The following is a 20,626-nucleotide window of genomic DNA, read 5'->3' as shown; positions in this document are numbered from 1 at the left end:
CCGGGTTCTGTTGTCACTGTGCCTCTGTCGTCATGGCATCCAGCGGCCGGTGCGGGCGGCCACCCACCAGGTCGGTGCCTCTGGATACGCTGCGGTTGCTGGCCTGTGCGGGCCGCACGGTTGCCCGCACGGTCCGTGCACCGGGTGGGGTAGCGGTGACGATCGGGTGGCTGATCAGGCCGGTGAACGGCCCGCTCCATGTGGTCCACAGCGTGAAGTCGGGGCTGAGCGCATAGATCGCGCCGAGCAGGCCACCGTGTTCGTCGCTGCCCGCGGCCAGGACGTTGAGCCGGTTCTCCGCTGCTCGTTCGGCCAGGCCGAGCGACAGTTCCCATGGTTCGGCAGGGGAGCAGGGCACAGCGGCCACGTCGACGTCCTGAATCGCGGCCAGCCGGAAGCTCTCCGGGAACACCGCGTCGTCGCCGACCACGATGGCCATTCGACCCCAGGGCATATCGAAGACGGTCAGCTTGTCGCCCGGTTCGGTCAACCATGGATGGCGTTCGGTCGGATGCAGTTGCGGCTGATAGCCGACTACTCCGTCGGCATCGACGAGCACGCCGTGATGGGCGCCGCCGGATCGCACGCTCAGCACCGCATGCGCGGTCGTATTGTGCAGCGCCCGAATGACTTCCGGAATCGGTATGGCCGCCAGTTCGGGCAGCACGATGAGATCGACGCCATCGGCCGCGAGCTCGGACAGCATCGCGGTGTCGGCGACCGAGAGCGCGGTCGACAGCGTCGGGGCTCCGGCGGGCGCGCGTCGTTCGCGTGGTGCGCCGGCCAACGGACCGTAGAGCCGGGGTCTGCGGGCGGCCAGGATGTCGGTGCCGTCGGGGCGGCGTTTGTCATCGGCCAGCGCGACGTCGATATCGGCGATCACGATCGCCTCGCCGGTGACCGGCGCCTTCGCGACCGCGACGCCGTCCGGGCCGACGATCTGGCTCTCGCCCGCGCCGTGCAAGCGATCCGCGGGCACGCCGAGCCGCGCGGCGACGGCCGGCAGCTGCTCGGCGGGCAACAGCGGACCGACCTTGTTCGCGGCTACCACCCACACCTTGTTCTCCGCGGCCCGCACCGGGATGTGCAGGCTCGCCTCATCGATGGCGAACGAATTGAGGCTGTTGAGCAGCAGCTGTGCTCCACGCACGACCAGCGACCGGGCCACCTCGTTGATGACGCCTTCCATGCAGGCGTACATGCCGATCCGGCCCAAAGATGTTGCGATGACCGGTGAATCGGTCAGGCCCGCATCGAGGTAGTCGTTCTCGGCGCCCATCAGGATCTGCTTGTCGGATTCCCCGAGCAGGTCGCCGCCGGGCCCGAACAGCAGGCCGGTGCCGGTGGTGCGACCGCGGGCGCGGGCGAGCGTGACGCCGATCTTCACGTAGATCCGGTGCCGTCGCGCCCGCTGCCCGATCGCGGTGAGGAACGTATCGCCGATGGTGCATGCCATTCGGTGCGCGTGCACACGGTCCTCGTACCAAGATAGATGGTTACAGAACTCGGGAAGAACGACCAGCTCGGCCCCCACCGAGGCGGCCGCGTCGATCATCCGGAGACAGGCGTCGAGGTTGACCGCGACATCGGTTCCCGCGGCGAGCTGCGCGGCCGCGACTCGGGTCATGATGCGGACCCTTCCCACTCATCGTGTTTCGTATGAAGAAACACCGTTTCCAAGATGATGTCGATTCTGTACCCGGACAAAGGATCTGTCCAGGGGCGGCTTGACATTTCACGCAGCCGTAATCGGTGGCAGCGTCGCCGGTTCCGTCCGCCTTGACACTGGTCGGTGCCGCGGGTTCAATATGGCAATCGTGAAACTGCGTTTCCCTCAGTGGAACGCGAGCGGAGGTTGTGGATGACGAGACATCGCTCATCCCTCGATCGCGCGGGAGGCGGATCCTGGTGGACCACACCGACCCGCAACGACGGCGCAACGTGCCGAACGCGACCACATAGGCGCCGGATCGCGGCAACCGCGGCGGTGGCACTCTGCGCTGCTACGGCCGGGCCGGTGGCAGGCGGGCAGTTGGTCTTGCTCGGCAAGCCGTTCGGTGGCGTGGTCGGCGTGCCCGGTTCGGTGCTCGGTTATCTGGCGCTCGCCGCTGCGGTACTCGGCACGGCGACTGCGTTGCTGTGCGTATGGCGAATCCGACTGTCGCTCCAAATAGCCAGTGCGAGTGGAGTTCTCGCAGGACTCGCAATTCTCGTCGCCGGTGTGGCAGATACGGTCGCGGTGTTCACCATCGCGATACTGCTGGCCGGCGCGGCGGTCGGTCCGCTGCTGGTCGCCGGTCGGGCACTCGCTGCCGATCTCGGGGGTGCGAGCTCGGTATTCGGAAACGCCGCGGCCGTGACAGGTGTGGCCGCAGCCGCGTGGCTTGGTGGCCGCTACTACGAGGAACCGGGCACGGGTTTGATCATCGCCGGTGTGCTGACCGCCTTCTTCGGTGCGAGTGCCGGGCTGCTCGGACGTCGCGGCGTCGACTCGAACTCGCCTGCCCAGCCCATGAGGTTCGGCATCCCGGCTCGCACGATCCTCGCGGGATACGCCGAAACGGGACTCGCGGTCGGCGGGACTGTGCTGCCCGCGCTGCACCTACTGCTGTTCCGGTGGAACGAATTCGGGGTCGAGCAACTCACCTGGTTACTCTTCGCGGCCGCACCCGCCGCAGTAGCGGTCGTGTTCCCAGGGCGTAAGCAGGCCGGAGTCCCTGTGCTGGTAGTTCTGGCGGCTGGTGGGGCGCTGCTCGTCGCGACCGCACCGGGTCCGGTGACGTTGACGATCGGGTTGGCGGTGATCATGCTGGCCGCGGCCCGTGCGGTGGCGGCACTCGACGAGGCGATATGGGCGTCCGTACCGCATAGAGATAAGGGTGTAACCGCCGCCGTTGGCGCCATTGTCGTGGCCATCACCGGCATCGCCGGACTGGGGTTGGTCGATCTGCTCGGCCGTCTCGTCGGCACCGGGTCGGCGCTGAGCGTACTCGCCGGATGCGTACTGATCGCGGTATTGCTGTTCAGCAGGCCTGGCCGACAACCGCGGCCGGACGCCGGCGGCTCATCGATCGAAAGAGGCAGACAGTGAGAAGCTTCCGCGCATTCGCTCGGGTTGTGGCGACTGTGGTCCTGGCCTGCTGCCTATTGAGTTGTCCGGCAGCGGCTTTTGCGGATGAGCCCGCGGTGCTGCAGGTCGGCGCCACGACCGAGCTCACCGATGGTCAGCGAGTCACCGTTAGTGGTAGCGGCTTTCGAGCGGGGCTCGCCGCTGTCGCGGTCGGCATGTGCAGGCAGGGCTTCAGCAACGGGCTGAAGGACTGCGACCTGGACGGTGGTGCCACCTTCGTCAATATCGGCGCGGACGGTACCTTCGGCCCGCTGACCTTGGTCGCGCACCACCGATTCCACAACATCGACTGCACCGAGCGGCAGTGTGTGATTGCCGCCGCGCCGCTGCCCGGCACCGAACCGCCCGCGGTGATCGCGGCGAATTCCGCAGCGGTGCAGATAGTTTTCACGGGCTCGCGGCTGCCTGCGGCCGGTGCGCCAGCAGCACCGGTCATCGCGACGCGTTCGGACACTGATACCGAAGGGCCGTCGACTGTGCTGTGGGCGGCAACCTTCGGACTGCTCGTATTCGTCGCCGGAGTCACCTTCGTCGACCGGCGGCGGTTGAGAAACCCAACAGGAGAAAAGATATGAAGCACATCGCTATTCAGCTCGGGATATGCGGGGCCGTCGCGGTCGCCGCGGTGTCGGGCGCGGGGACGGCGGCGGCCGCGCCGAACCTGCAACTCAGCCAGACGAGCGGAGTTGTTGCCGGGCAGGCCATTTCGGTGACACTGGACGGATTGGGCGCCGACCTCGGTTCGGTCGCCGTGGGGCAGTGCAAGGCTCAGATCGCCGGCCCAACGGACTGCAATCTGCCCGGCAGCTTGCTCGGCCGGGCCGATGCGCAGGGCACGTGGCGATCCAGTGGTGGCGGCACTGCGATCACCCTGGTCGGTTCGATCGGCGGGGCGGACTGCACCGCGGCGGCCGGCGCCTGCGTCATCGCCGTGACCAGCCTGAACGACCCGGGCAATGTCCTGCTCGCCACTCCACTGGCATTCGGGTAAGCACAATGAGATTATTCGGAACACGCGCGGCGGTCCTCGTGGCATTCGGCATGGTCGGACTCCTCGGGGCAGCGCCCGCAGCATCAGCCGCACCTGCCCTGCAAGTCAGCCAGTCCACGGGACTTACTGTGGGACAAACAATTACGGTAACCTTGACCGGTTTGCCCGCAAATATGCCAGCAGTAGCCATCGGCCAGTGCAAGCCCCAGATCACGGGTCCGGCGGACTGCAACCTGCCCGGTTCGATGCTCGGCGCCGCCGACGGTGCGGGGAGTTGGCAACCCAACGGGGACAAACGGGCTATCACCCTGGTTGCCGACGTCGGCGGCAGCGACTGCACCGCGGCACCCGGCGCCTGCACGATCAGCGTCACCAGCCTGACCAACGCGACCGAGATCATCGCCTCGGTACCGTTGACCTTCGGTCCCGCCGCGACAACCCCGAAACCCGCAGCCGCCGCTAGCAATTCAGCCGACACCGCCGACTCCGACAACAACAACACCTTCGCTATCGTCGGTATCGGCGTGGTTGCCGTAGGCCTCGTCGCGGCCGCACTCTTCGTCGCGTTGCGTCGCCGCGCCCGAAACCGTTGAGAGCGTGGACGGCTCGGGATGCGCGGCCTCCCGAGCCGTCCGGCTGATCGGAGATTCTCGATGACCACCCCGGAACGCGTACTCACCCATGTCGTCTTGATGAAGTTCCACGAGCAAGCCGATGCGAAACAAGCCCGCGAACTACTGTCCGCGCTTGACCGGGCAATGCCACACATCCCCGCCCTCACGGTGGCACTGGACGAACTCGACCCGTTGGTCTCCTATGGCACGTACCGGACGCCACGCGGTCTTTCCCAGTGGACCAGTATCGGTGTCGCTGGCGTTGGGCGCGCTGTTCGCAGGTGAAGGACAGCGTTGGCAAGCAATGACATTCGACCCCGACACCAACCGGTACGTGCACCTTTCATAGCAGTCGGGCGCTTATGGGTGTAGGTGGTGTCGGCGTCGGCCGCGGCCAGCAGGAACTGTCAACTGGCGGTGGTCGCCAGCGATCAAGTGGCGGTGAGACCTGTAGTCAGGCCGCTCAGTTCTGTGTGCTGCAAACCGATACAGTGAACGCGTGAACTTCTCCTCCAGGAAGGGCGTCATTCGCCTATGCCGGTGAACCCCGGTACCGGGCGGGTCCCCGACAGCAGCGACGACCAGCCCGAGCTGGATCAACATGCGGCCTCCGACGGCACGAGCACCGTACGTGTGGTGCTAGCCAACAGCGACTCCTCTGGGCCCGTCTTTCCTCGATGGCCGAGAGGGGAGGTCGAGCCAGGGCCGGAGGATCCGATATTCTCTGACCTCATATTCGAGCCGTTCCGCCGGTGGGCTATTGCTGTCGCCGAGAATTTCGTCTTCCTTGCGAAGCAGCCACATTCGCAAATCACGGTCGACGAGTGCTGGATCGACACTGAATTGGCGCTGTGCGTACGGTACAGCACTGCCAGGGGAAAATTCGGAGGGCGGTGGGCCGACCTCTACAACTCCCACGTCTCTTGGCTGCCGCCACTAAATCCGATGCCGACCGGCTTTGCGACGTCTGCTCGATGGCAGGCGTCGAACTTCCTCGATATAGACCTCGACGGTGGCGAGCCTGAAGGTTGCCAATGGACCGAAGATGACGGTCGCAAATGGTGCGGGCCGCCGCCGGCTGCGGGTTGGCTCGGCCTGGGCGATCCAACGAGTCGTGTGGTCACGATCCAGCCGCCGAACCGGTGAACGGCCACAGCGGTTCTATGCCAGATCCCAAACACAACTGCGCCAGGATCGTGCGCCGGACGCTTATGTCGAAACGCGTTGGAGATCGCTGATCAGCCAGCGGCCGTCGGGCTGCTCTTCCGCGGTCACGATGGTGGCGATTACGGAAACACCTGGGGCGGTGATGAGTTCGCTGGTTGCGGATTGTTTGACATATCCGATGCCGAGGGCGGTCGTGCCGGTGATGGCCCGCAATCCGCAGTTGAATTCGAGCACTTCGCTACGGCTTTTGGTCACGAGTAGATAATCGCGGGTCGCCTGTTGGGTGTCGATCAACTGCTGACGATATGCGCCGGTCGTCGACGCGATTGCGCCAGAGAAATAGTCGTCCAGAGACTGCGGATCGTAGGTCCACGCGTGATGTATGTACAGGTGGATAGAGTGTAGGGCGGCGATGTGGCGGCTGCCGATCCGGGCTATTTCCGGGGCGAGGTCGGCCGCTGGTTTGCTCTGGGTGGTGATTGTGCCGGCGGTGGTGGCGGTGGCGGTTGTCGTGCTCGTTGTGGTTGCCTGAGCCGCGGCGGATTGGGCGTCTCCGGCGTTGCGGAGGAAATTGGTCGAGCCGATAGCGACAGCACCGAGCGGCAGCGCGCCTGCGATAGCGGCCAACTTGCGGCGTCCGATTCGTCGTCTAGCGGGCTGAACGTCCGGGAATGGTGGCGGTGTAGCCGGGGCGAAAGATGGTGGCTCGTTCTCAGATCCGGTCACAGAGTGTTCCTCGCTGTCGGTTGGCCGACGCGAGACGCTACCTGGAGGAGTAGCGGTTGGCAGCCGAATTCATAGAGTTCCAGTTGCCCCGACCCAATTCGGTCGGGAATGCGAATTATGCCTTGTTAGTGGGACTTTGTTCGGATCGTGGTGTTCGGCACGGAACGCCCACGCGTCGGAAATTACTGTGACGCAACAGGATATGAACCGGCTGCTGATCCGGCGCCACCTGCGCGGAAGACACCGGGCGCGTGGGTCACTGTCGTTTGGACGTATTCGAGCAAGCCTTCATCGGCGAATTCGCGGCCGAAGCCGCTGTTCTTGATTCCGCCGAAGGGGGCGTCGAGCGACATGCCGGTGCGGTTGTGGGTGTTGATGAAGGTGAAGCCCGCTTCGAGGCGTGCGGCGACGGCGAACGCGCGATCCTCGTCGGCCGACCAGACCGAGGCTGCCAGACCGAGCTCGGAATCATTTGCGCGAGTTAGTACTTCGTACTCATCGCGATAGGTCGAAATCGGCACGGCCGGGCCGAACTGTTCCCTGCGGACCAGGTCGGCGTCGTCGGGCACATTGAGCGCGAGTATCGGGTCGAGAAAGTAGCCATCGCTGGTCGGGGCGGCGGCGAGCGGGATGATCAGCGCGCCCCGGTCCCTCGCGTCGGTGACGAGTCCTGCTATACGTTCGGCGGCGGCGCGGGTGACCACCGGGCCCATGGTGACTGTCTCGTCCAGTGGTTCGCCGACGATCAGGATGCGTTGTGCGGCAGCGATATACGCGTCGACGAACTCGGTGAGCCGATGCTCGGGCACGTACAGCCGCTTCGCGGCCATGCACACCTGTCCGGACGTAGCGAAGGACGCGAGAACCAGCCGCTCGAAATCAGTGGGCGACAATGCGAAGTCGTCGAGGAATATGGCCGGGTCGTTACCGCCGAGCTCGAGCAGGACCGGCGTGCGGGCTTCGCCTGCGGCTGCGGCGATCGCGCCGCCCGCTTGTTCGCCACCGGTGAAGGCGACCTTGCGCACCAGCGGGTGCGTGACGAGCGCGCGCACGGTATCCGGGCCGCCGTGCATCACCGTGGTGGCAGGGAGCAACTCGGCCGCCGCGGATACGGTAAGCGGTGCCAGCGGTGAGGGTTTGAGCACGACCGCGTTCCCGGCGGCGAGCGCGGGACCTAGCTTGAGCATGGCGAGAATGATCGGCGCGTTCCACGGAGTGATCGCGGCGACCACGCCGAAAGGTCGCGGCGACAGCGTGATTCGTCCGTGTGCGTTGTCGGTGCTGTGTCCGCGCAATACTTCTGCCGCGTGCCCGCGGACCCAGCGCAGGTATGTCGCGGCGAAGCCGATCTCGCCGCGGCAGTCGGTGACCGGCTTGCCGGTCTCTCGTGCCAGTAGCGCCGCCAACTCGGCAACACGGGCATCGAGCGCGTCCGCAGCACGAGCGAGCGCGGTGAGCCGGGTTTCGATCGGCTGTTGTGACCACTCGTGAAAGTCTCGGTGCGCGTTGCGCACGACGGCGTCGACCGCATCAGGTGGTGTTGCGGTCACCGCACCGACGATGTCCTGCGGATGGGCCGGGTTCTCGCGTTCGATTCTCACGGCCGGATCTCCAGTGAGTCGAGCAGGCAGGCACGGCGCAGGTACGCGCGGGCCGCGACTGGGTCGGCGGCCAGTCGGCGTAGCCGCTCGCGGCGGCCTGGATCGTGACCGCGCAGGCGGTTCCAGTTGTCGTGGCTGGTTCGTTGCACGTGCTCGACGGCGACGACACGCCGGTGCGCCACGACCTCGTCGAGTCGTGAATCGGGGCCGCCCTCGAGCACATCGGCCAACGCGGTCGCGATTTGGACGGCATCGTGCATGCCGCTGTTCATGCCCATCCCACCGAGCGGGTTGTTGACGTGTGCGGCGTCGCCCATGAGCAGCACCCGGCCGCAGCGGAATCGGTCGGCGACCCGCTGGTGCACCCGGTACAGCGAAGCGTGTGCCACCCGCCATGGTCTGCCCAGATCGGCGACCGCCACCAAACGGTCTGGCAGCCTGCGTATTTCGTCGTCGTCTTCGGTCTCGGTGGGGGTCGGCAGCAGCACCCGCCAGTGCTCGGGTGTGCGGAGTAGCACCAGCCATTCGTCAGGATCGAAGATGTAGTTGATCGGTGCGATGCCGGGCAATTCGGCGGCGAGATCTTCCTCGACCGAGGCGACGAGGAAACGTTCCGGATAGGTGCTGCCGCCGAATTCGAGGCCGAGGCCGCGCCGGACGGCAGAGTGCGCGCCGTCGGCGCCGATCACCCAATTCGCCCGTATCGGACCCTTGGGGGTGTTCAGCACCACCGCGTCGCCGGTGCTGAGCAATCCGTCGACTCGGTAGCCGAAACGCACATCGGCGGCGCCGAGGGCGTCGAGCAGGATCGGGGTGAGCTTGCTCTGCTCGCATTGCACCCGGAACGGGAACGGGGTGTCCTCCGCCAGTACGGCGAGGTCGAGCGTGGCGATCTCGCCGCCGCCACGGTCGCGGTACTGGAAGGTCGAGGCGACGATTCCCTTGTGCAGCAACGGATCCAGGACACCGAGGTCGCGCAGCATTTCCAGGGTCGGCGGATGAAAGGTGGAGGCCCGCGATTCAGTGGCCAGTTCGTCGCCCTGCTCCAGCACGGTGACCGAGATGCCGCGGCGCGCCAGTGTCAGCGCGGCGGTGAGCCCGACCGGTCCGGCACCGGCCACGATGACGGTCGGCGCGCTCATGACGTGTGCAGGGCGAAGCGTCCTTCGACGCCGACGACGCGCGCCCCGGTGAAGAACCGCAGCGTCTCCGCTGTCCCTTCTTCGCCGAGACCGGATAGACCCCACGCGGGGCGCGGTGTCATCAGGTGCAGGCTCATGATCGAGGAACCGTTCACCTTGACTTCGCCGGCGCGGATCTGACGAGCGACGCCGAGCGCCCGCTGGTCGTCGGCGCCGCAGACGTAGGCCTCCAGGCCGTAGGGGACGGCATTGGCCAGCGTGACTGCCTCCTCGATGTGGCGGTAGCGGGCAATTCCTGCCACCGGCCCGAACACTTCGTCACGTAGATCGCCGTCGAGGAGTACCGGGGCGAGATAGTTTCCGGTCTCCGGCACTTCGGTGCAGCGACGCACATCGCGGCCCGCGAAGGAAGATCGCACGTGCTGAACGTGATTCGAGTGCACCAGCGGACCGAACTCGGTCAGCGGATCGAGCGGTGGCCCGACCCGCAATGCGGCGAGTCGCTTTCCGATCGCCTCGATGAGTTCGGCTGCCCGGTCCTCGGGCAGGATCAATCTGCCGAGTGCCCGGCACCATTGGCCGTTCAAGGTGGTCAGCAGTTCGGCGGCCATCCGTGCGGCGGTGTCGGTGTCGGCATCGGGCAGCACCACGAGCGGATTGTTCCCGCCCAGCTCGAGCTGGCACGGGCGGAACATCGCGGCCGACGCGGTGGCGACGGATCGCCCGCCGGCGAGACCTCCGGTGAACGAGACCGCCTTGATCCGCGACGCGGCGACAAGTTGCGCACCGACTTTCGCGCCGCCCTGGACCAGCTGAAACATCCCGTCCGGTACGTGTTCGGCGATCGCCTCGGCCAGCACCACCGAGCTGTAGGGGGCCAATTCGCTGACCTTCAGGATCACTGGACAACCCGCTGCGAGCGCGTTGGCCACCTTGTGCGCGGCCATCGGGGCGGGCGCGTTCCACGGAACCAGGCACAGCGCGGGGCCGAGCGGGAGCCGATGCACCTCGACACCGTCCTGGTCTCGAAGCAGTGCTCCGGCTCGGATCTGTTCGGCCGCGAGGCGGAACGAGCCCGCGACGATCGCGCCGAGCAAGGCGGTCTGGACGATCGGGACACCGGTCGCACGGGCATCCAGCTCCGCGATCCATGGCAACCGCGCGTCCAGGTCGGTGGCGATCGCGTCGAGCATCGCGGGTTCGATCCGGCCGGATGCGCTGTCGGCGACCGTGAGTGCCCGCTCGACGCGGGCGCTACTGGTGGCGACAGCTCTGGCCACGGGCCGCCCGGTGGCCGGATCCTCCAGTGCGACACCGAGATCCACCGTCGGCATGCCCCATTCGCCGTCGATCAGGTCGGTGCTGGCAGGTAGTTCGGTGCTCATCGGCCCGCCTGCGCCGGTGCGGTGGCGAACAATTCGTTCGCCTTGGCGTCGGTGACGATGCGGGCCACCTCGAGCATGCCGCGTTCGGCGGGGAACGTCATCACCAGGCCCATCGCCAGATCGCGCAGCGCGCGCCCCGCCACTCCGCTCATCGCCGCGGCCGAGGTGCCGCCCGCCTTGAAGGCGCCGAGCGCGACCTGGAAGCAGGCCTCGGTCACCGCACCCTTGCCGAGGCGCCACTGGGTGAACACCTCCGGCTTGGGTTTGAACGGCGGCTCTGCGGTCTCCACGGTCAGCTGATAACGCAACCAGAGGTAGGCGGTCTGCAATTGCCTGGTCATCTCGCCGATGAGCACCTGGTGGACGGGCGAGGACGCGATCGGATCGCCGGTGTCGGCGAAGGTTTTCGCGGTGGTGGTCGCCAGCATCTCGTCGTAGACGTTCTGTGCGCAGCCGGTGTAGACCGCCGCGATGGCGAGTTGGTTGCCAACGAAACTGCCTCTGCTCATGGTGAGCATCTTCGTGAACGCGCCGGGCACTGCCAAGGCTTCGTCCTGTGGGATGAAGACCTCGTCCAACCGGATGCCGTTGTTGGCGGTGGCGCGCATGCCGAGTCCGTCCCATGGAGCGCGCACGCTGACGCCGGGCGCGTCCCTGGGGACGAAGAAGGTCGCCAAACCTTCTGCGGTGTCGTAACCCGCTAGCTTGGCCGAGGTGAGGTAGTAGTCGGCCACACCGGTCGCGCAGCCGAAAGACTTCTCGCCCTGCAGGATCCAGCCGCCGTCGACCCTGCGGGCGGTGGTGGCGATGGTGATGTTCGCTGCGGCGGTCTTGATCGCTTCGGAGGCGAAGTTCGCCAGCCAGCTGCCTTCGGCCATCCGGGTGAGGACCTTCTCGGCGAAGGCCCGCACGATGGGGATCTCCTCGGCGGTGAACAGACCCGCGTCGATCGCTTCCAGCGGAAGCAGGCCGCGCGAGGCGCTGGTGTTGTGGAAGAAGAACGCCAGCGCGGTGGAGGGACACGCGGTGCCCATGGCATAGGTGGCCGCCGCGAGATCCCGGAGCGTCCCGCCGAGGCCACCGAACTTCTCGGGCACCACCAACCCCAGCAGCCCTGCCTCCCGCAGCAGTTCGACGTGGGTGGGTGGAAAGACGCCCAGCCGATCGGCTTCTTCGGCGGCGGCACGGAGGTCGGGTAGTACGGCATCGACCCGTTGCGCGCGTTCGCGTTCGGCCTCGGTCATATCTTCGACGAGCCGTTCACCGATCATCGGACTGTCCCCTCGTGGTATGCGCGGTCGTGGTAGATGAGCGGCGCGATGGGCCGCGGGGTGGCGGCGGCGCGCACCGCGCCGACGACGATGGTGTGGTCGCCCGCCGGGTAGCAGGCGGTGAGTGCGCAATCGAGCCACGCGACGGCGTCGGTCAGCACCGCGGCGCCGGTGCTCGCGGTGTCCCAGTGTCCGGCGGCGAAGCGATCTGTCGCCGCGTTCCACACGGTGGACGCGAAGCGCCTGCCGATGGCCTGCTGATCGTGCCCGAGCATGTTGGCCGCGAAAACACCGCTCGCGCAGATCATTCGGCACGTCGTGCTGACGGAGAGCAGGCATACCGAGATCAGCGGTGGCTCCAGGGACACACTGGTGAACGAACTGGCCGTCATGCCGTGCCTGCCGCCATCGGCCCGGAGGGTGGTGACGACCACGACTCCGCTGGCCCATTGGGCGAGCACCGCTCGGAGCTGGTTGGGTTCCACCGCAAGTCCGTTTCGATAGTGGAAACACTGTTACGCACAAGGTAACGCTTGGTGGCGGCGCGGCGCAAGCGGAACAAGGATGGGGATGGTGTTTCCCATCGGGAAATCCACCGCATACACTCTGGGCGTGTCCGAAATCGAATCCGACAGCCAGAGCCGGTCGATCGCCGCGGTGGAGCGGGCCATGGATGTGCTGTTGCTGTTCGGCCGCAGCGGCAGGGCCGATCTGGGCGTCACCGAGATCGCCACCGAGCTCGGCATCACCAAGGCCGCGGTGCACCGTATCCTCACCGCCCTGCGCAACCGCGACCTCATCGCTTTCGAACCCGCTACTCGCCGTTACGCGCTCGGGCATGCCGCCATCGCGCTCGGCCGGGCCTATCTGGCGCGCACCGACCTTCGGGTGATGGCCGCGCCGGAGCTGCGCAGGCTGGCGGCGGTGACGGGGGAGACGGCCACGCTGTCGATCCGGCGCGGTGACACCCGAATGTATGTGGATCAGGTTGTGCCGGAACAGGAATTGCGGATGGAGGTCGCCCTCGGCCTGCCGTACCCGCTGTACGCGGGCAGCTCCTCCAAAGTGATCCTGGCGCAACTGCCCAAGGCGCAGATCGATGAGTACCTGAGCAGGCACGAGCTGACCGCGTTCACCGACGCGACGATCACTTCCGTGCGTAAGCTGCGCATCGAGCTGAACGCGACCAAGAAGCGCGGCTATGCGATCTCGATGGGGGAGCGGCAGATCGGGGCGGCCTCCATCGCCGCGCCGATCCTGGACCACGACGGCGGGGTGGTTGCCGCGATCAGCGTGTGCGGTCCGTTGTCGCGCTTCCAGCCGCGGATGGACGCGTGTGTGCCGATGCTGGTGAAGGCGGCCGGGGCGGTATCGGCCCAGTTGGGCTACACGCCGTAACCGCGACTCACAACCGGGCACCGGGTTTGAGCACGCCCAGCGTGGCCGCGGCGAGCACGCTGCCCCAGATCAGCCATACGTACGGGAGGCATCCGTCGACACTGCGTCGTAGCGTGCGTTCGACGGACTCGCTGGAACCTTCGGCCATCAGCGTGCCGAATGCGAGGCCGAAGGGGCGCAACGTCATTCGGATGCCGAGGCCGGCCGCGATGGCGAGGGTGTACAGCAGAATCTTGGCGCCGAGCCAGCGCGGGTTGGTCGTCACGCCGAACGGATCGGGTACGAGCAAGGTGTAGCCGCCTGCCCCGGCCATGGCGGCGATGACCGCGAATCGAATGATCAGGTCGGCCTGCCGCACCGCAACGAGCCGACCATGCGTGCGGTGCGCGAGCACGGTCAGCGTCAGCCAGGCCGCGCCGAAGAGCCACACCAGCACGACGAACCACCAAGGGAACAAAGCGATTCCGAACAGGGTGGCCCCGTGCGGCTCCAATGCCATCAGGGTGACGCCGCTGGGCAGGAACAGGACGAGGCAGACCTTCGGCCCCAGGTCCAGGCCGCTCATGATCGCCAGCGCCGTCGCACGCGCCGGGGGACTGAGCTCGGGATCGATGACGAACCGGCTCGAGTAGAAGACGCCGAGGTCGCCGCCCAGCCAGAATACGAACAGGACCAGATGTAGCACGATCCACCAACCGTGCGGGTGTTGACCCATGAATCCTCTTGTCCGCTATGCCAGTTCCGCGCGGGCGGCGGTCTGGGGTGTCGTTAATAGCTGGTTGCCGACGCCGGCTGAACGCAATACCGCGAGCGCCTCGTCCTGGTTGAGCACGTCGGCGTACTTGATATCCAGATCGAGCAGATTCGCCTCGTGCAACGCGGCGTCACGATCCCCGCACGCGTCGGCGACGATCAGCGGCCGGAACCCGTGCTGCAGCGCATCCGTCGCGGAGGCACGCACACACCCGCTGGTAGTGAGGCCGACGATGACGAGGGTGTCGATGCGCCGGGCGGTCAGCAGCGCGGCCAGGGGGGTGGCGTGAAAAGCACTGGCGTACTGCTTGGTGATCACCGTTTCACCTGGCGCGGGTGCGGGATCGTCGAGGAAGTCGCCGAGCGGATTGCCCGCCTCGAACACCCGCAGTGCCGGCACCTTCTGGCGGAAGAGGCCGCCGTCGGGGCCGCCCGGCTCGAAGCGCACTCGGGTGAAGATCACGGGCAAGCCGGAACACCTTGCCTGCGTGACGATTTCGGTGGCGCGGCGCACCGCGTCCGCAACCGGTGCGCGCAATGGTGAGCCGTCGGTGAGGTAAGCGGCGCAGATGTCGACCACGAGCACGGCGGGCGAACTGCCCGCGCCGAGGCGTGCGCTGTAGCCGGAGCGGCGGTAGTCGCCTGCTCGCTCGGTCATCGGTGCTCTCCCCTCAGATGACGCCATCGGCGGTGAGCTGTCCGATGATGTCCGGATCGAGGCCGAGCAGACCGCCGTAGACGTCGTGGTTGTGCTCGCCCAGCCCGGGCCCCGGATGGCGGACCGATCCCGGTGTCTCGCTCAACTTCGGGAAGGCGTTGTGCATCGGTAGCTCGCCGAACTCCGGGTGGGCAAGTCGCACGATCGCCTCGCGTGCGGCGAAGTGCGGGTCGGCGAACATGTCACGGGCGGTGAAGATGCGGCCCGCGGGGACGCCCGCCGCGTGCAGCTGGTCGAGCAGGTCGCCGGTCTCGATCGTCGCCGTCCATCCGGCGATCAGGTCGTCCAGTTCGGCCATCCGCGCGCCGCGGGCGATATGTGTGGAATACCTTGTGTCGGTAGCGAGTTCGGGACGGCCCATGGTCTTTACCAGCCGGGCGAACACGGTGTCCTGATTCGCGGCGACCAGAATCATCTCGCCGCCTGCGGTGGGATAGACGTTGCTCGGGGCGACATTCGGCAGCACCGGTCCGGTGCGCTCGCGCTGATAGCCGGTGACCGCCCATTCGGGCAACAGTGATTCCATCATCGCGAGAACCGCTTCGTAGATGGCCGAGTCGACCATTTGACCGCGTCCGGTATTCGTGCGGTGATGCACCGCGGCGAGGGTGCCGATGGTCGCGAAGACCGCGGCGAGCGAGTCGCCCAGGGAGATACCGGTTCTGGCCGGCGGGTGGTCGGGATCGCCTGTGACATAACGAATGCCACCCATCGCCTCGCCGATCGAGCCGTAGCCCGCGCGCGGAGCGTACGGCCCGGTCTGGCCGTAACCGGTGACCCGCGTCATGATCAGTTCCGGATGCTTTTCTCGTAGCTGGTCGAATCCGAGGTGCCAGCGCTCCATGGTGCCGGGCCGGAAGTTCTCGACGACGATGTCGGCCCGATCGATCAACCGGCGCGCGAGCCGCTGGCCGGCGGCATCGCGAAGATTGCACGTGACCGACTTCTTGTTCCGCGCGACGACCGGCCACCACAGCGATTTTCCTTGCGACTGTTCGCGCCCCCACTGCCGCATCGGATCGCCGGTGCCGGGAGCTTCCAGCTTGATCACCTCGGCGCCGAGATCGCCGAGCAGTTGACCGCAGAACGGCCCGGCGAGCAGCTGCCCCATCTCGATCACCCGCAGATCGGCAAGCGGCCCTGTTGATTTCGTCGCCTCGGCACTCATACGGCCGTCTCCATTCTGTCGGGCATCCGATGTCCTCATCGATCGCGCAGTTGGCGAACCGGGATCCTCGAAATTGGATACAATGTATCCCTGAGTGAAACGACGTGGCAAGGCTGGAGGGTCGGTGAACGTCACATTGGTCGAGGTCTCCCCGAGGGACGGCCTGCAGAACGAGCCGGAAATCCTTGCTGTCGAGGACAAGGTTCGGCTGGTGCGACGCAGCGTCGATGCGGGCCTTCGCCGCATCGAGGCGGTGAGCTTCGTCGACCCGCGGCGAGTGCCGCAGATGGCGGACGCGGAAGCGGTCATGGCCGGGGTCCCGCGCGTTGACGGAGTGTCCTATGCCGGACTGGTATTCAATGAACGCGGCTTGGATCGAGCGATCGCGGCCGACGTCGACGAGATCAATGTCGTTGTTGTTGCCACGGATTCGTTCAGCCAGCGCAATCAGGGGTGTTCGACAGGGCAGGGGATCGAGCGGTGGGCGAAGCTGGCGGCCAGGGCGCGGCAGGCGGGGCTACTGCGCACTGTGACGATCGCCGCGGCCTTCGGGTGCCCGTTCGACGGGGAAGTGCCGGAAAAGGTTGTGCTGGAACTGATCCGCCGCGTCGCCGACGCGGAGCCCGATGAGATCGCGCTGGCCGACACCATCGGCGTCGGCACGCCGGATCAGGTGCGGGCATTAGCTGTCGGCTCGGCGGCGATCGCGCCGGGGATGGCGCTGCGATGCCATTTCCACAACACGCGTAATACCGGTTACGCCAACGCCGTTGCGGCGCTGGATGCCGGGGTTCGGGTATTGGATGTCAGCACCGGTGGCATCGGCGGATGCCCGTTCGCCCCGGCGGCGACCGGCAACATCGCCACCGAGGACCTGCTGTACGCGTTGGATCGAATGGGGATCGAGACCGGCGTGCGGATCGAGCCGGTGATCGAAACCGGCAGGTGGCTGGGCGAACTGCTCGGCAAGCCGGTGCCTGCCCTGCTCGGCCGGGCGGGGTTCTTCCCGATGTCATGACCGAGCAACGACAGATGGCGCTCGTCGATATCACGTCCGTAGCAGTGACGTGAGTTCGTCGACGCTACGTCGACCGCGGAGATCGGCAACCGCGTCGATGATCTTGTCGGCGCGATCTGCATACTGCGTGTGCTCGATGTTCATCCGGAACTTGGCGGCGAGCTCCGCCTCGGACAACGGGTTGCCGGGACCGCCCCGATTCACTTCGACTCGCTCGGTGCGGACGCTGCCGTCGCGCAGCCACGCGGTGAGTACCGCGGGAAACTGGTAGGGAAAAACGGCATCGCAGCGCTGGTCCGCGACGCAGGTGACTCGGGCCGCGAGCGCCAGCCGGTGCACGTCGGCAGCGGCTTCGTCGGTGAAGTCCTGATGGAAGACGCCGAGACCGCCGCCGCCGAGTAACGCGGCGGCCACCGTGTACGGACCGGAGAAGGCTGCGTGGTACCCGGATTGCGGGCGGATCTTGTCCGCATGCGGTTCACCGATGGTGCGCAGCGCCGCCGTAGCTGTCCCGAGTTCGAGGCGCACGATCGCGTCGGGAGCGATGCCCGCCGCGCGCAGCCGCAGCGCCGCGTCGATACCCGCGTGCGTGAAGTGGTTGCAGGGATAGGGTTTGAAGAACACCTTCGGCAATTCCCAGATCTTGCCGAGGTCGTCGAGAATCGCGGCCGGATTGCTCTGGTCGCCGCAAAACGCTTGTAGCAGACCGAATCTGCCCTCGAAGACGGTCGGTGGGCCGGTCAGCCCGGCGCACGCGAGCTCGGCCGCGGTGACCGCGGCATGCGCGGCCCACCCGCAGTGCACCCGTTTCACGGTTCCGCCGGTTCGGTTGGCCTCCAGCAGCCCCGAACCCATGCTCGCGGCGATGCCGATCGCATGGCCGATCACGTCGGCATCCGCGCCCGCGAGCATGGCGGCGGCCGCGGCGCCGCCGAGCGTGCCGCAGATGGCGGTCGCGTGCAGCCCCCGCTCGAAGAAGATCGAATTGCCCAGTGCCGCATCAAAACCCGCCATACCGACGCGAACCGCGATCTCTACCCCCACCGCGACGGCGTCGAGCAGGGCGACACCGCCGGCGTCGCGGGATTCGGCGACAGCGAGTGCGGTGGGAACCACCGTCGCCGAGGGGTGCAGCACCGACGGCAGATGTGTGTCGTCGAAATCCAGGGCATGTGAGAGGGTTCCGCCGAGTAGCGCGGCGCTCGCGGCGGGCCGTCGACCTGGCAACCCGAGTGCCGTCGATCGTGGCGTGCCGCCCCATCCCTCGATCAGGGTGGTCACCGCGCGGGCGGCAGGTGTGTCCGATGCGGCGATGCTGTTGCCCAGCACGTCGAGTACTCGATGTGCGGCGTTCGCGCGGAGATCGTCGTCGATACCGTGGTCGCGCGCGGCTGCGGCGAAGGTGGCGAGTCGCTGCACGATCGTTGCCTCGCTCATCGGCTCACCGCCGCGAGCGGCCGGACGGGGGAGCCGGTGCCACCGACTATGCGCAACGGTGCGAGCAGGAAGGCGAATTCGGTGATCCCGCTCGCGGCGAGGTCGTCGAGTGCGAGGTGTTCGATGATGTAGATGCCGAATTCGACGAGCAGCACTCGGTGCACGGGCAATACGCTGTGCCCCGCTCCCGGGTGAATGCACTCGTAGGCCGTGGTATCCGACCCGGTCGCCACCACGTCGCGGACGGCGAGCCAATGTGCCGCTTGGACACCGAGACCCGGGACGCCCGTTTCGAGGCCGAGATACGCATTCGGTTCGTCGAACAGTCGCGACCAGCCTGTTCGTATGAGTACCACGTCGCCTGTTCCGACCCTGAGCCGCGCCTGCCTGGCAGCTGCTTCGAGATCGTGTGGCGTGATCTCGTAACCGCCGGGGAGGGTGTCGATTTCGTGCAACCGGGCGATGTCGAGCAACACGCCACGACGTAGCATGCCCGGCAGGTTTTCGGCACCGTGGGCGTTGAACCGGCCACCGCGCTGGGCCTCGTGCGCGTCGACCCCGCCGTGCAGCGCCCCGTTCTGGCTGACGTGGCTGAGTGCGTCGATGTGGGTGCCCACATGCCCACCGGTGACGATGATCTCGCTCGCGGCCGAACCGCCATCCGGGCGCACCAGGTCGCCATGCCTGCGGGCCAGCGTCATCCGGAAGCCGGGGTGGTTCGGCGAGCACGGCATACCGGTGAAGAACGGCTGCCCCAACTCGATCAAGTGGAGGTCGCCGCGAACGGCGGCGAGCAATGGATCGCACCGGTCAACCGGGCCCGTCGATTCCGATTCCGGCTCGCCGGTGGTCATCGAATCACCCCGGCGACCCGTAGCTCGGCCAGCTCGGCCCGGCCGACGCCGTAGCGCGCGAGTACCTCATCGGTATGTGCACCCAATGGTGGTCCGGTCCAGCGTATTTCGCCGGGCGTCGCCGACAGCCGGAACAGGATGTTCTGCATGCGCACCTGGCCGAGTTCCGCGTCGGGCAGCGCGATGATCGAGCCGAGGGCCAGGAACTGGGGATCGGTGAAGATGTCGGCGGCCGTGTAGATCGGTGCCACGGCGGCCTCTGCCTTCTCGAACGCGCGCACCACCGCCTCGGTGCTGTGCCGGCCGATCCAGCTGCCCACCGCCTCGTCCAGTTCGTCCGCGTGCCCTGCTCGTTCGGTGCCGGTGGCGAACCAGGGCTGTTCGATCAGGTCGGGGCGGCCCACCAGCCACAGCACCCGCTCGGCCACCGACTGCGCGCTGGTCGAGACCGCGACCCAGCCGCCGTCGGCGGTGCGATAGGTGTTGCGGGGGGCATTGTTCGAGGAGCGGTTGCCCATGCGCGCCTGCAGCTCACCGAGCTGGTCGTAGGCGATGAGCTGCGGGCCGAGCAGGGTGAGAATCGGTTCGATGATGGCCAGGTCGACCTGTTGTCCTTCGCCATCGCGCTCGCGTGCGCGCAATGCCGTCATGATCGCGAAAGCTGTTGTCAGGGCCGCGATTCCGTCGGCGAGTCCAAAGGGCGGCAGGGTCGGCGGACCGTCGGCCTCGCCGGTCACGGCCGCGAAACCGCTCATCGCCTCGGCGAGGGTGCCGAAGCCGGGGCGCCGCGCGTACGGCCCGAACTGGCCGAAACCGGTGACCCTGGCCAGGACCAGCCGCGGATTGAGCGCGCGCAGTTCGGGATAGCCGAGTCCCCACCGTTCCAGGGTGCCCGGCCGAAAGTTTTCGATCACGACATCGGCGTCGGCGACCATGCGCCGGAAGATCTCTTGGCCGCGTGGCTCGCCGAGATACAGCGTCACCGACTTCTTGCCGCGGCCGAGTAGCTTCCACCACAGCCCGACTCCGGCGCGCTGGGCGCCGTGGCCGCGTACCGGGTCACCATTCGGGTGCTCGATCTTGACGACGTCGGCGCCGAAGTCGGCGAGCAAGGTAGCCGCCAGCGGTCCTGCGAACAGTGTCGCGATGTCGAGTACTCGGATTCCGGCCAGCGGCTGCTGTGCCATTGGTCCTCCTCTGCGCCGCGATCTGTTTCCCGCACCGAAACATTGGTGCGCGGCAACGGCGTTGAC

Annotated in this window: 21 protein-coding genes; 8 read left to right on the top strand and 13 right to left on the bottom strand. The window is 67.0% G+C overall.

The genetic code is table 11. From position 1 onward, the window contains the following. Positions 1-13 precede the first annotated feature (13 nt). Complete coding sequence (locus ACFWF1_RS25265; RefSeq protein ID WP_379289890.1) at positions 14-1,627, bottom strand: nitrilase-related carbon-nitrogen hydrolase; 1,614 nt, start codon at positions 1,625-1,627, stop codon at positions 14-16. 390 nt (positions 1,628-2,017) lie between these two features. Here ACFWF1_RS25265 and ACFWF1_RS25260 point away from each other — a divergent pair, with 390 nt between their 5' ends. The 6 genes from ACFWF1_RS25260 (at position 2,018) to ACFWF1_RS25235 (ending at position 5,881) form a co-directional block, all read left to right on the top strand. After that, positions 2,018-3,091 carry a hypothetical protein gene (locus ACFWF1_RS25260; protein WP_379289888.1) on the top strand — a complete coding sequence of 358 codons (1,074 nt, stop codon included), beginning with the start codon at positions 2,018-2,020 and terminating at the stop codon, positions 3,089-3,091. A 26-nt stretch (positions 3,092-3,117) separates the two neighbouring features. After that, the gene (locus ACFWF1_RS25255) at positions 3,118-3,705 is read left to right on the top strand and encodes a neocarzinostatin apoprotein domain-containing protein (protein ID WP_379289886.1); all 588 of its coding nucleotides are present in this window, start codon (positions 3,118-3,120) and stop codon (positions 3,703-3,705) included. After that, entirely contained in the window at positions 3,702-4,121 is a 420-nt protein-coding gene (locus ACFWF1_RS25250; protein ID WP_379289884.1) for a neocarzinostatin apoprotein domain-containing protein, read from the top strand. The genes ACFWF1_RS25255 and ACFWF1_RS25250 overlap by 4 nt, the downstream gene beginning before the upstream one ends. A gap of 5 nt (positions 4,122-4,126) precedes the next feature. After that, positions 4,127-4,714, top strand: coding sequence for a neocarzinostatin apoprotein domain-containing protein (locus tag ACFWF1_RS25245; RefSeq protein WP_379289882.1), 588 nt, complete (start codon positions 4,127-4,129; stop codon positions 4,712-4,714). Between the two features lie 60 nt (positions 4,715-4,774). Further along, positions 4,775-5,020, top strand: coding sequence for a hypothetical protein (locus ACFWF1_RS25240; RefSeq protein WP_379289880.1), 246 nt, complete (start codon positions 4,775-4,777; stop codon positions 5,018-5,020). A 255-nt stretch (positions 5,021-5,275) separates the two neighbouring features. After that, positions 5,276-5,881 (top strand): hypothetical protein, encoded by a 606-nt coding sequence (locus ACFWF1_RS25235; protein WP_379289878.1) that lies wholly within the window; start codon positions 5,276-5,278, stop codon positions 5,879-5,881. 63 nt (positions 5,882-5,944) lie between these two features. On the opposite strand, the gene ACFWF1_RS25230 is transcribed toward ACFWF1_RS25235, so the two are convergent. The 6 genes from ACFWF1_RS25230 to ACFWF1_RS25205 all read right to left on the bottom strand — a co-directional run bounded on the left by ACFWF1_RS25230 (position 5,945) and on the right by ACFWF1_RS25205 (position 12,512). Then, the gene (locus tag ACFWF1_RS25230; protein WP_379289876.1) at positions 5,945-6,529 is read right to left on the bottom strand and encodes a hypothetical protein; all 585 of its coding nucleotides are present in this window, start codon (positions 6,527-6,529) and stop codon (positions 5,945-5,947) included. 281 nt (positions 6,530-6,810) lie between these two features. Next, positions 6,811-8,229 (bottom strand): aldehyde dehydrogenase family protein, encoded by a 1,419-nt coding sequence (locus ACFWF1_RS25225; RefSeq protein ID WP_379289874.1) that lies wholly within the window; start codon positions 8,227-8,229, stop codon positions 6,811-6,813. Continuing rightward, positions 8,226-9,371, bottom strand: a complete 1,146-nt coding sequence (locus tag ACFWF1_RS25220; protein ID WP_379289872.1) for an FAD-dependent oxidoreductase — start codon at positions 9,369-9,371, stop codon at positions 8,226-8,228. Before ACFWF1_RS25220 ends, ACFWF1_RS25225 begins: the two co-directional genes overlap by 4 nt. Beyond that, complete coding sequence (locus ACFWF1_RS25215; protein WP_379289871.1) at positions 9,368-10,756, bottom strand: aldehyde dehydrogenase family protein; 1,389 nt, start codon at positions 10,754-10,756, stop codon at positions 9,368-9,370. The genes ACFWF1_RS25220 and ACFWF1_RS25215 overlap by 4 nt, the downstream gene beginning before the upstream one ends. Continuing rightward, positions 10,753-12,027 (bottom strand): acyl-CoA dehydrogenase family protein, encoded by a 1,275-nt coding sequence (locus ACFWF1_RS25210; protein ID WP_379289869.1) that lies wholly within the window; start codon positions 12,025-12,027, stop codon positions 10,753-10,755. Before ACFWF1_RS25210 ends, ACFWF1_RS25215 begins: the two co-directional genes overlap by 4 nt. Further along, entirely contained in the window at positions 12,024-12,512 is a 489-nt protein-coding gene (locus ACFWF1_RS25205; protein ID WP_379289867.1) for a flavin reductase family protein, read from the bottom strand. Before ACFWF1_RS25205 ends, ACFWF1_RS25210 begins: the two co-directional genes overlap by 4 nt. A gap of 127 nt (positions 12,513-12,639) precedes the next feature. On the opposite strand from ACFWF1_RS25205, the gene ACFWF1_RS25200 reads away from it, so the two are divergent. Beyond that, positions 12,640-13,425 carry an IclR family transcriptional regulator gene (locus tag ACFWF1_RS25200; protein ID WP_379289865.1) on the top strand — a complete coding sequence of 262 codons (786 nt, stop codon included), beginning with the start codon at positions 12,640-12,642 and terminating at the stop codon, positions 13,423-13,425. Between the two features lie 7 nt (positions 13,426-13,432). Here ACFWF1_RS25200 and ACFWF1_RS25195 read toward each other — a convergent pair whose 3' ends face one another. The 3 genes from ACFWF1_RS25195 to ACFWF1_RS25185 are packed head-to-tail and all read right to left on the bottom strand — an operon-like array spanning position 13,433 to position 16,064. Further along, complete coding sequence (locus ACFWF1_RS25195) at positions 13,433-14,140, bottom strand: hypothetical protein (protein WP_379289863.1); 708 nt, start codon at positions 14,138-14,140, stop codon at positions 13,433-13,435. A gap of 15 nt (positions 14,141-14,155) precedes the next feature. Then, positions 14,156-14,836 (bottom strand): isochorismatase family protein, encoded by a 681-nt coding sequence (locus ACFWF1_RS25190; protein WP_379289861.1) that lies wholly within the window; start codon positions 14,834-14,836, stop codon positions 14,156-14,158. A 13-nt stretch (positions 14,837-14,849) separates the two neighbouring features. Then, positions 14,850-16,064: a CaiB/BaiF CoA transferase family protein gene (locus tag ACFWF1_RS25185; RefSeq protein WP_379289859.1), complete on the bottom strand. Its 1,215-nt coding sequence runs from the start codon at positions 16,062-16,064 to the stop codon at positions 14,850-14,852. A gap of 124 nt (positions 16,065-16,188) precedes the next feature. Between ACFWF1_RS25185 and ACFWF1_RS25180 the strand changes: the two genes are divergently transcribed. Next, entirely contained in the window at positions 16,189-17,082 is an 894-nt protein-coding gene (locus ACFWF1_RS25180) for a hydroxymethylglutaryl-CoA lyase (RefSeq protein ID WP_379289857.1), read from the top strand. A 30-nt stretch (positions 17,083-17,112) separates the two neighbouring features. Here the strand turns inward: ACFWF1_RS25180 and ACFWF1_RS25175 are convergent, their stop codons facing one another. The 3 genes from ACFWF1_RS25175 to ACFWF1_RS25165 are packed head-to-tail and all read right to left on the bottom strand — an operon-like array spanning position 17,113 to position 20,560. Continuing rightward, positions 17,113-18,519 carry an MmgE/PrpD family protein gene (locus ACFWF1_RS25175; protein WP_379289855.1) on the bottom strand — a complete coding sequence of 469 codons (1,407 nt, stop codon included), beginning with the start codon at positions 18,517-18,519 and terminating at the stop codon, positions 17,113-17,115. After that, entirely contained in the window at positions 18,516-19,373 is an 858-nt protein-coding gene (locus tag ACFWF1_RS25170) for a cyclase family protein (RefSeq protein ID WP_379289853.1), read from the bottom strand. The genes ACFWF1_RS25175 and ACFWF1_RS25170 overlap by 4 nt, the downstream gene beginning before the upstream one ends. Then, entirely contained in the window at positions 19,370-20,560 is a 1,191-nt protein-coding gene (locus ACFWF1_RS25165; protein ID WP_379289851.1) for a CaiB/BaiF CoA transferase family protein, read from the bottom strand. Before ACFWF1_RS25165 ends, ACFWF1_RS25170 begins: the two co-directional genes overlap by 4 nt. Positions 20,561-20,626: the final 66 nt, after the last annotated feature.

The organism is Nocardia sp. NPDC060255 (assembly GCF_042727395.1).
Classification (GTDB): Bacteria; Actinomycetota; Actinomycetes; order Mycobacteriales; family Mycobacteriaceae; genus Nocardia.
Note: the sequence above shows the minus strand (reverse complement) of the source record. Positions and strands in the feature narration are given on the sequence as shown.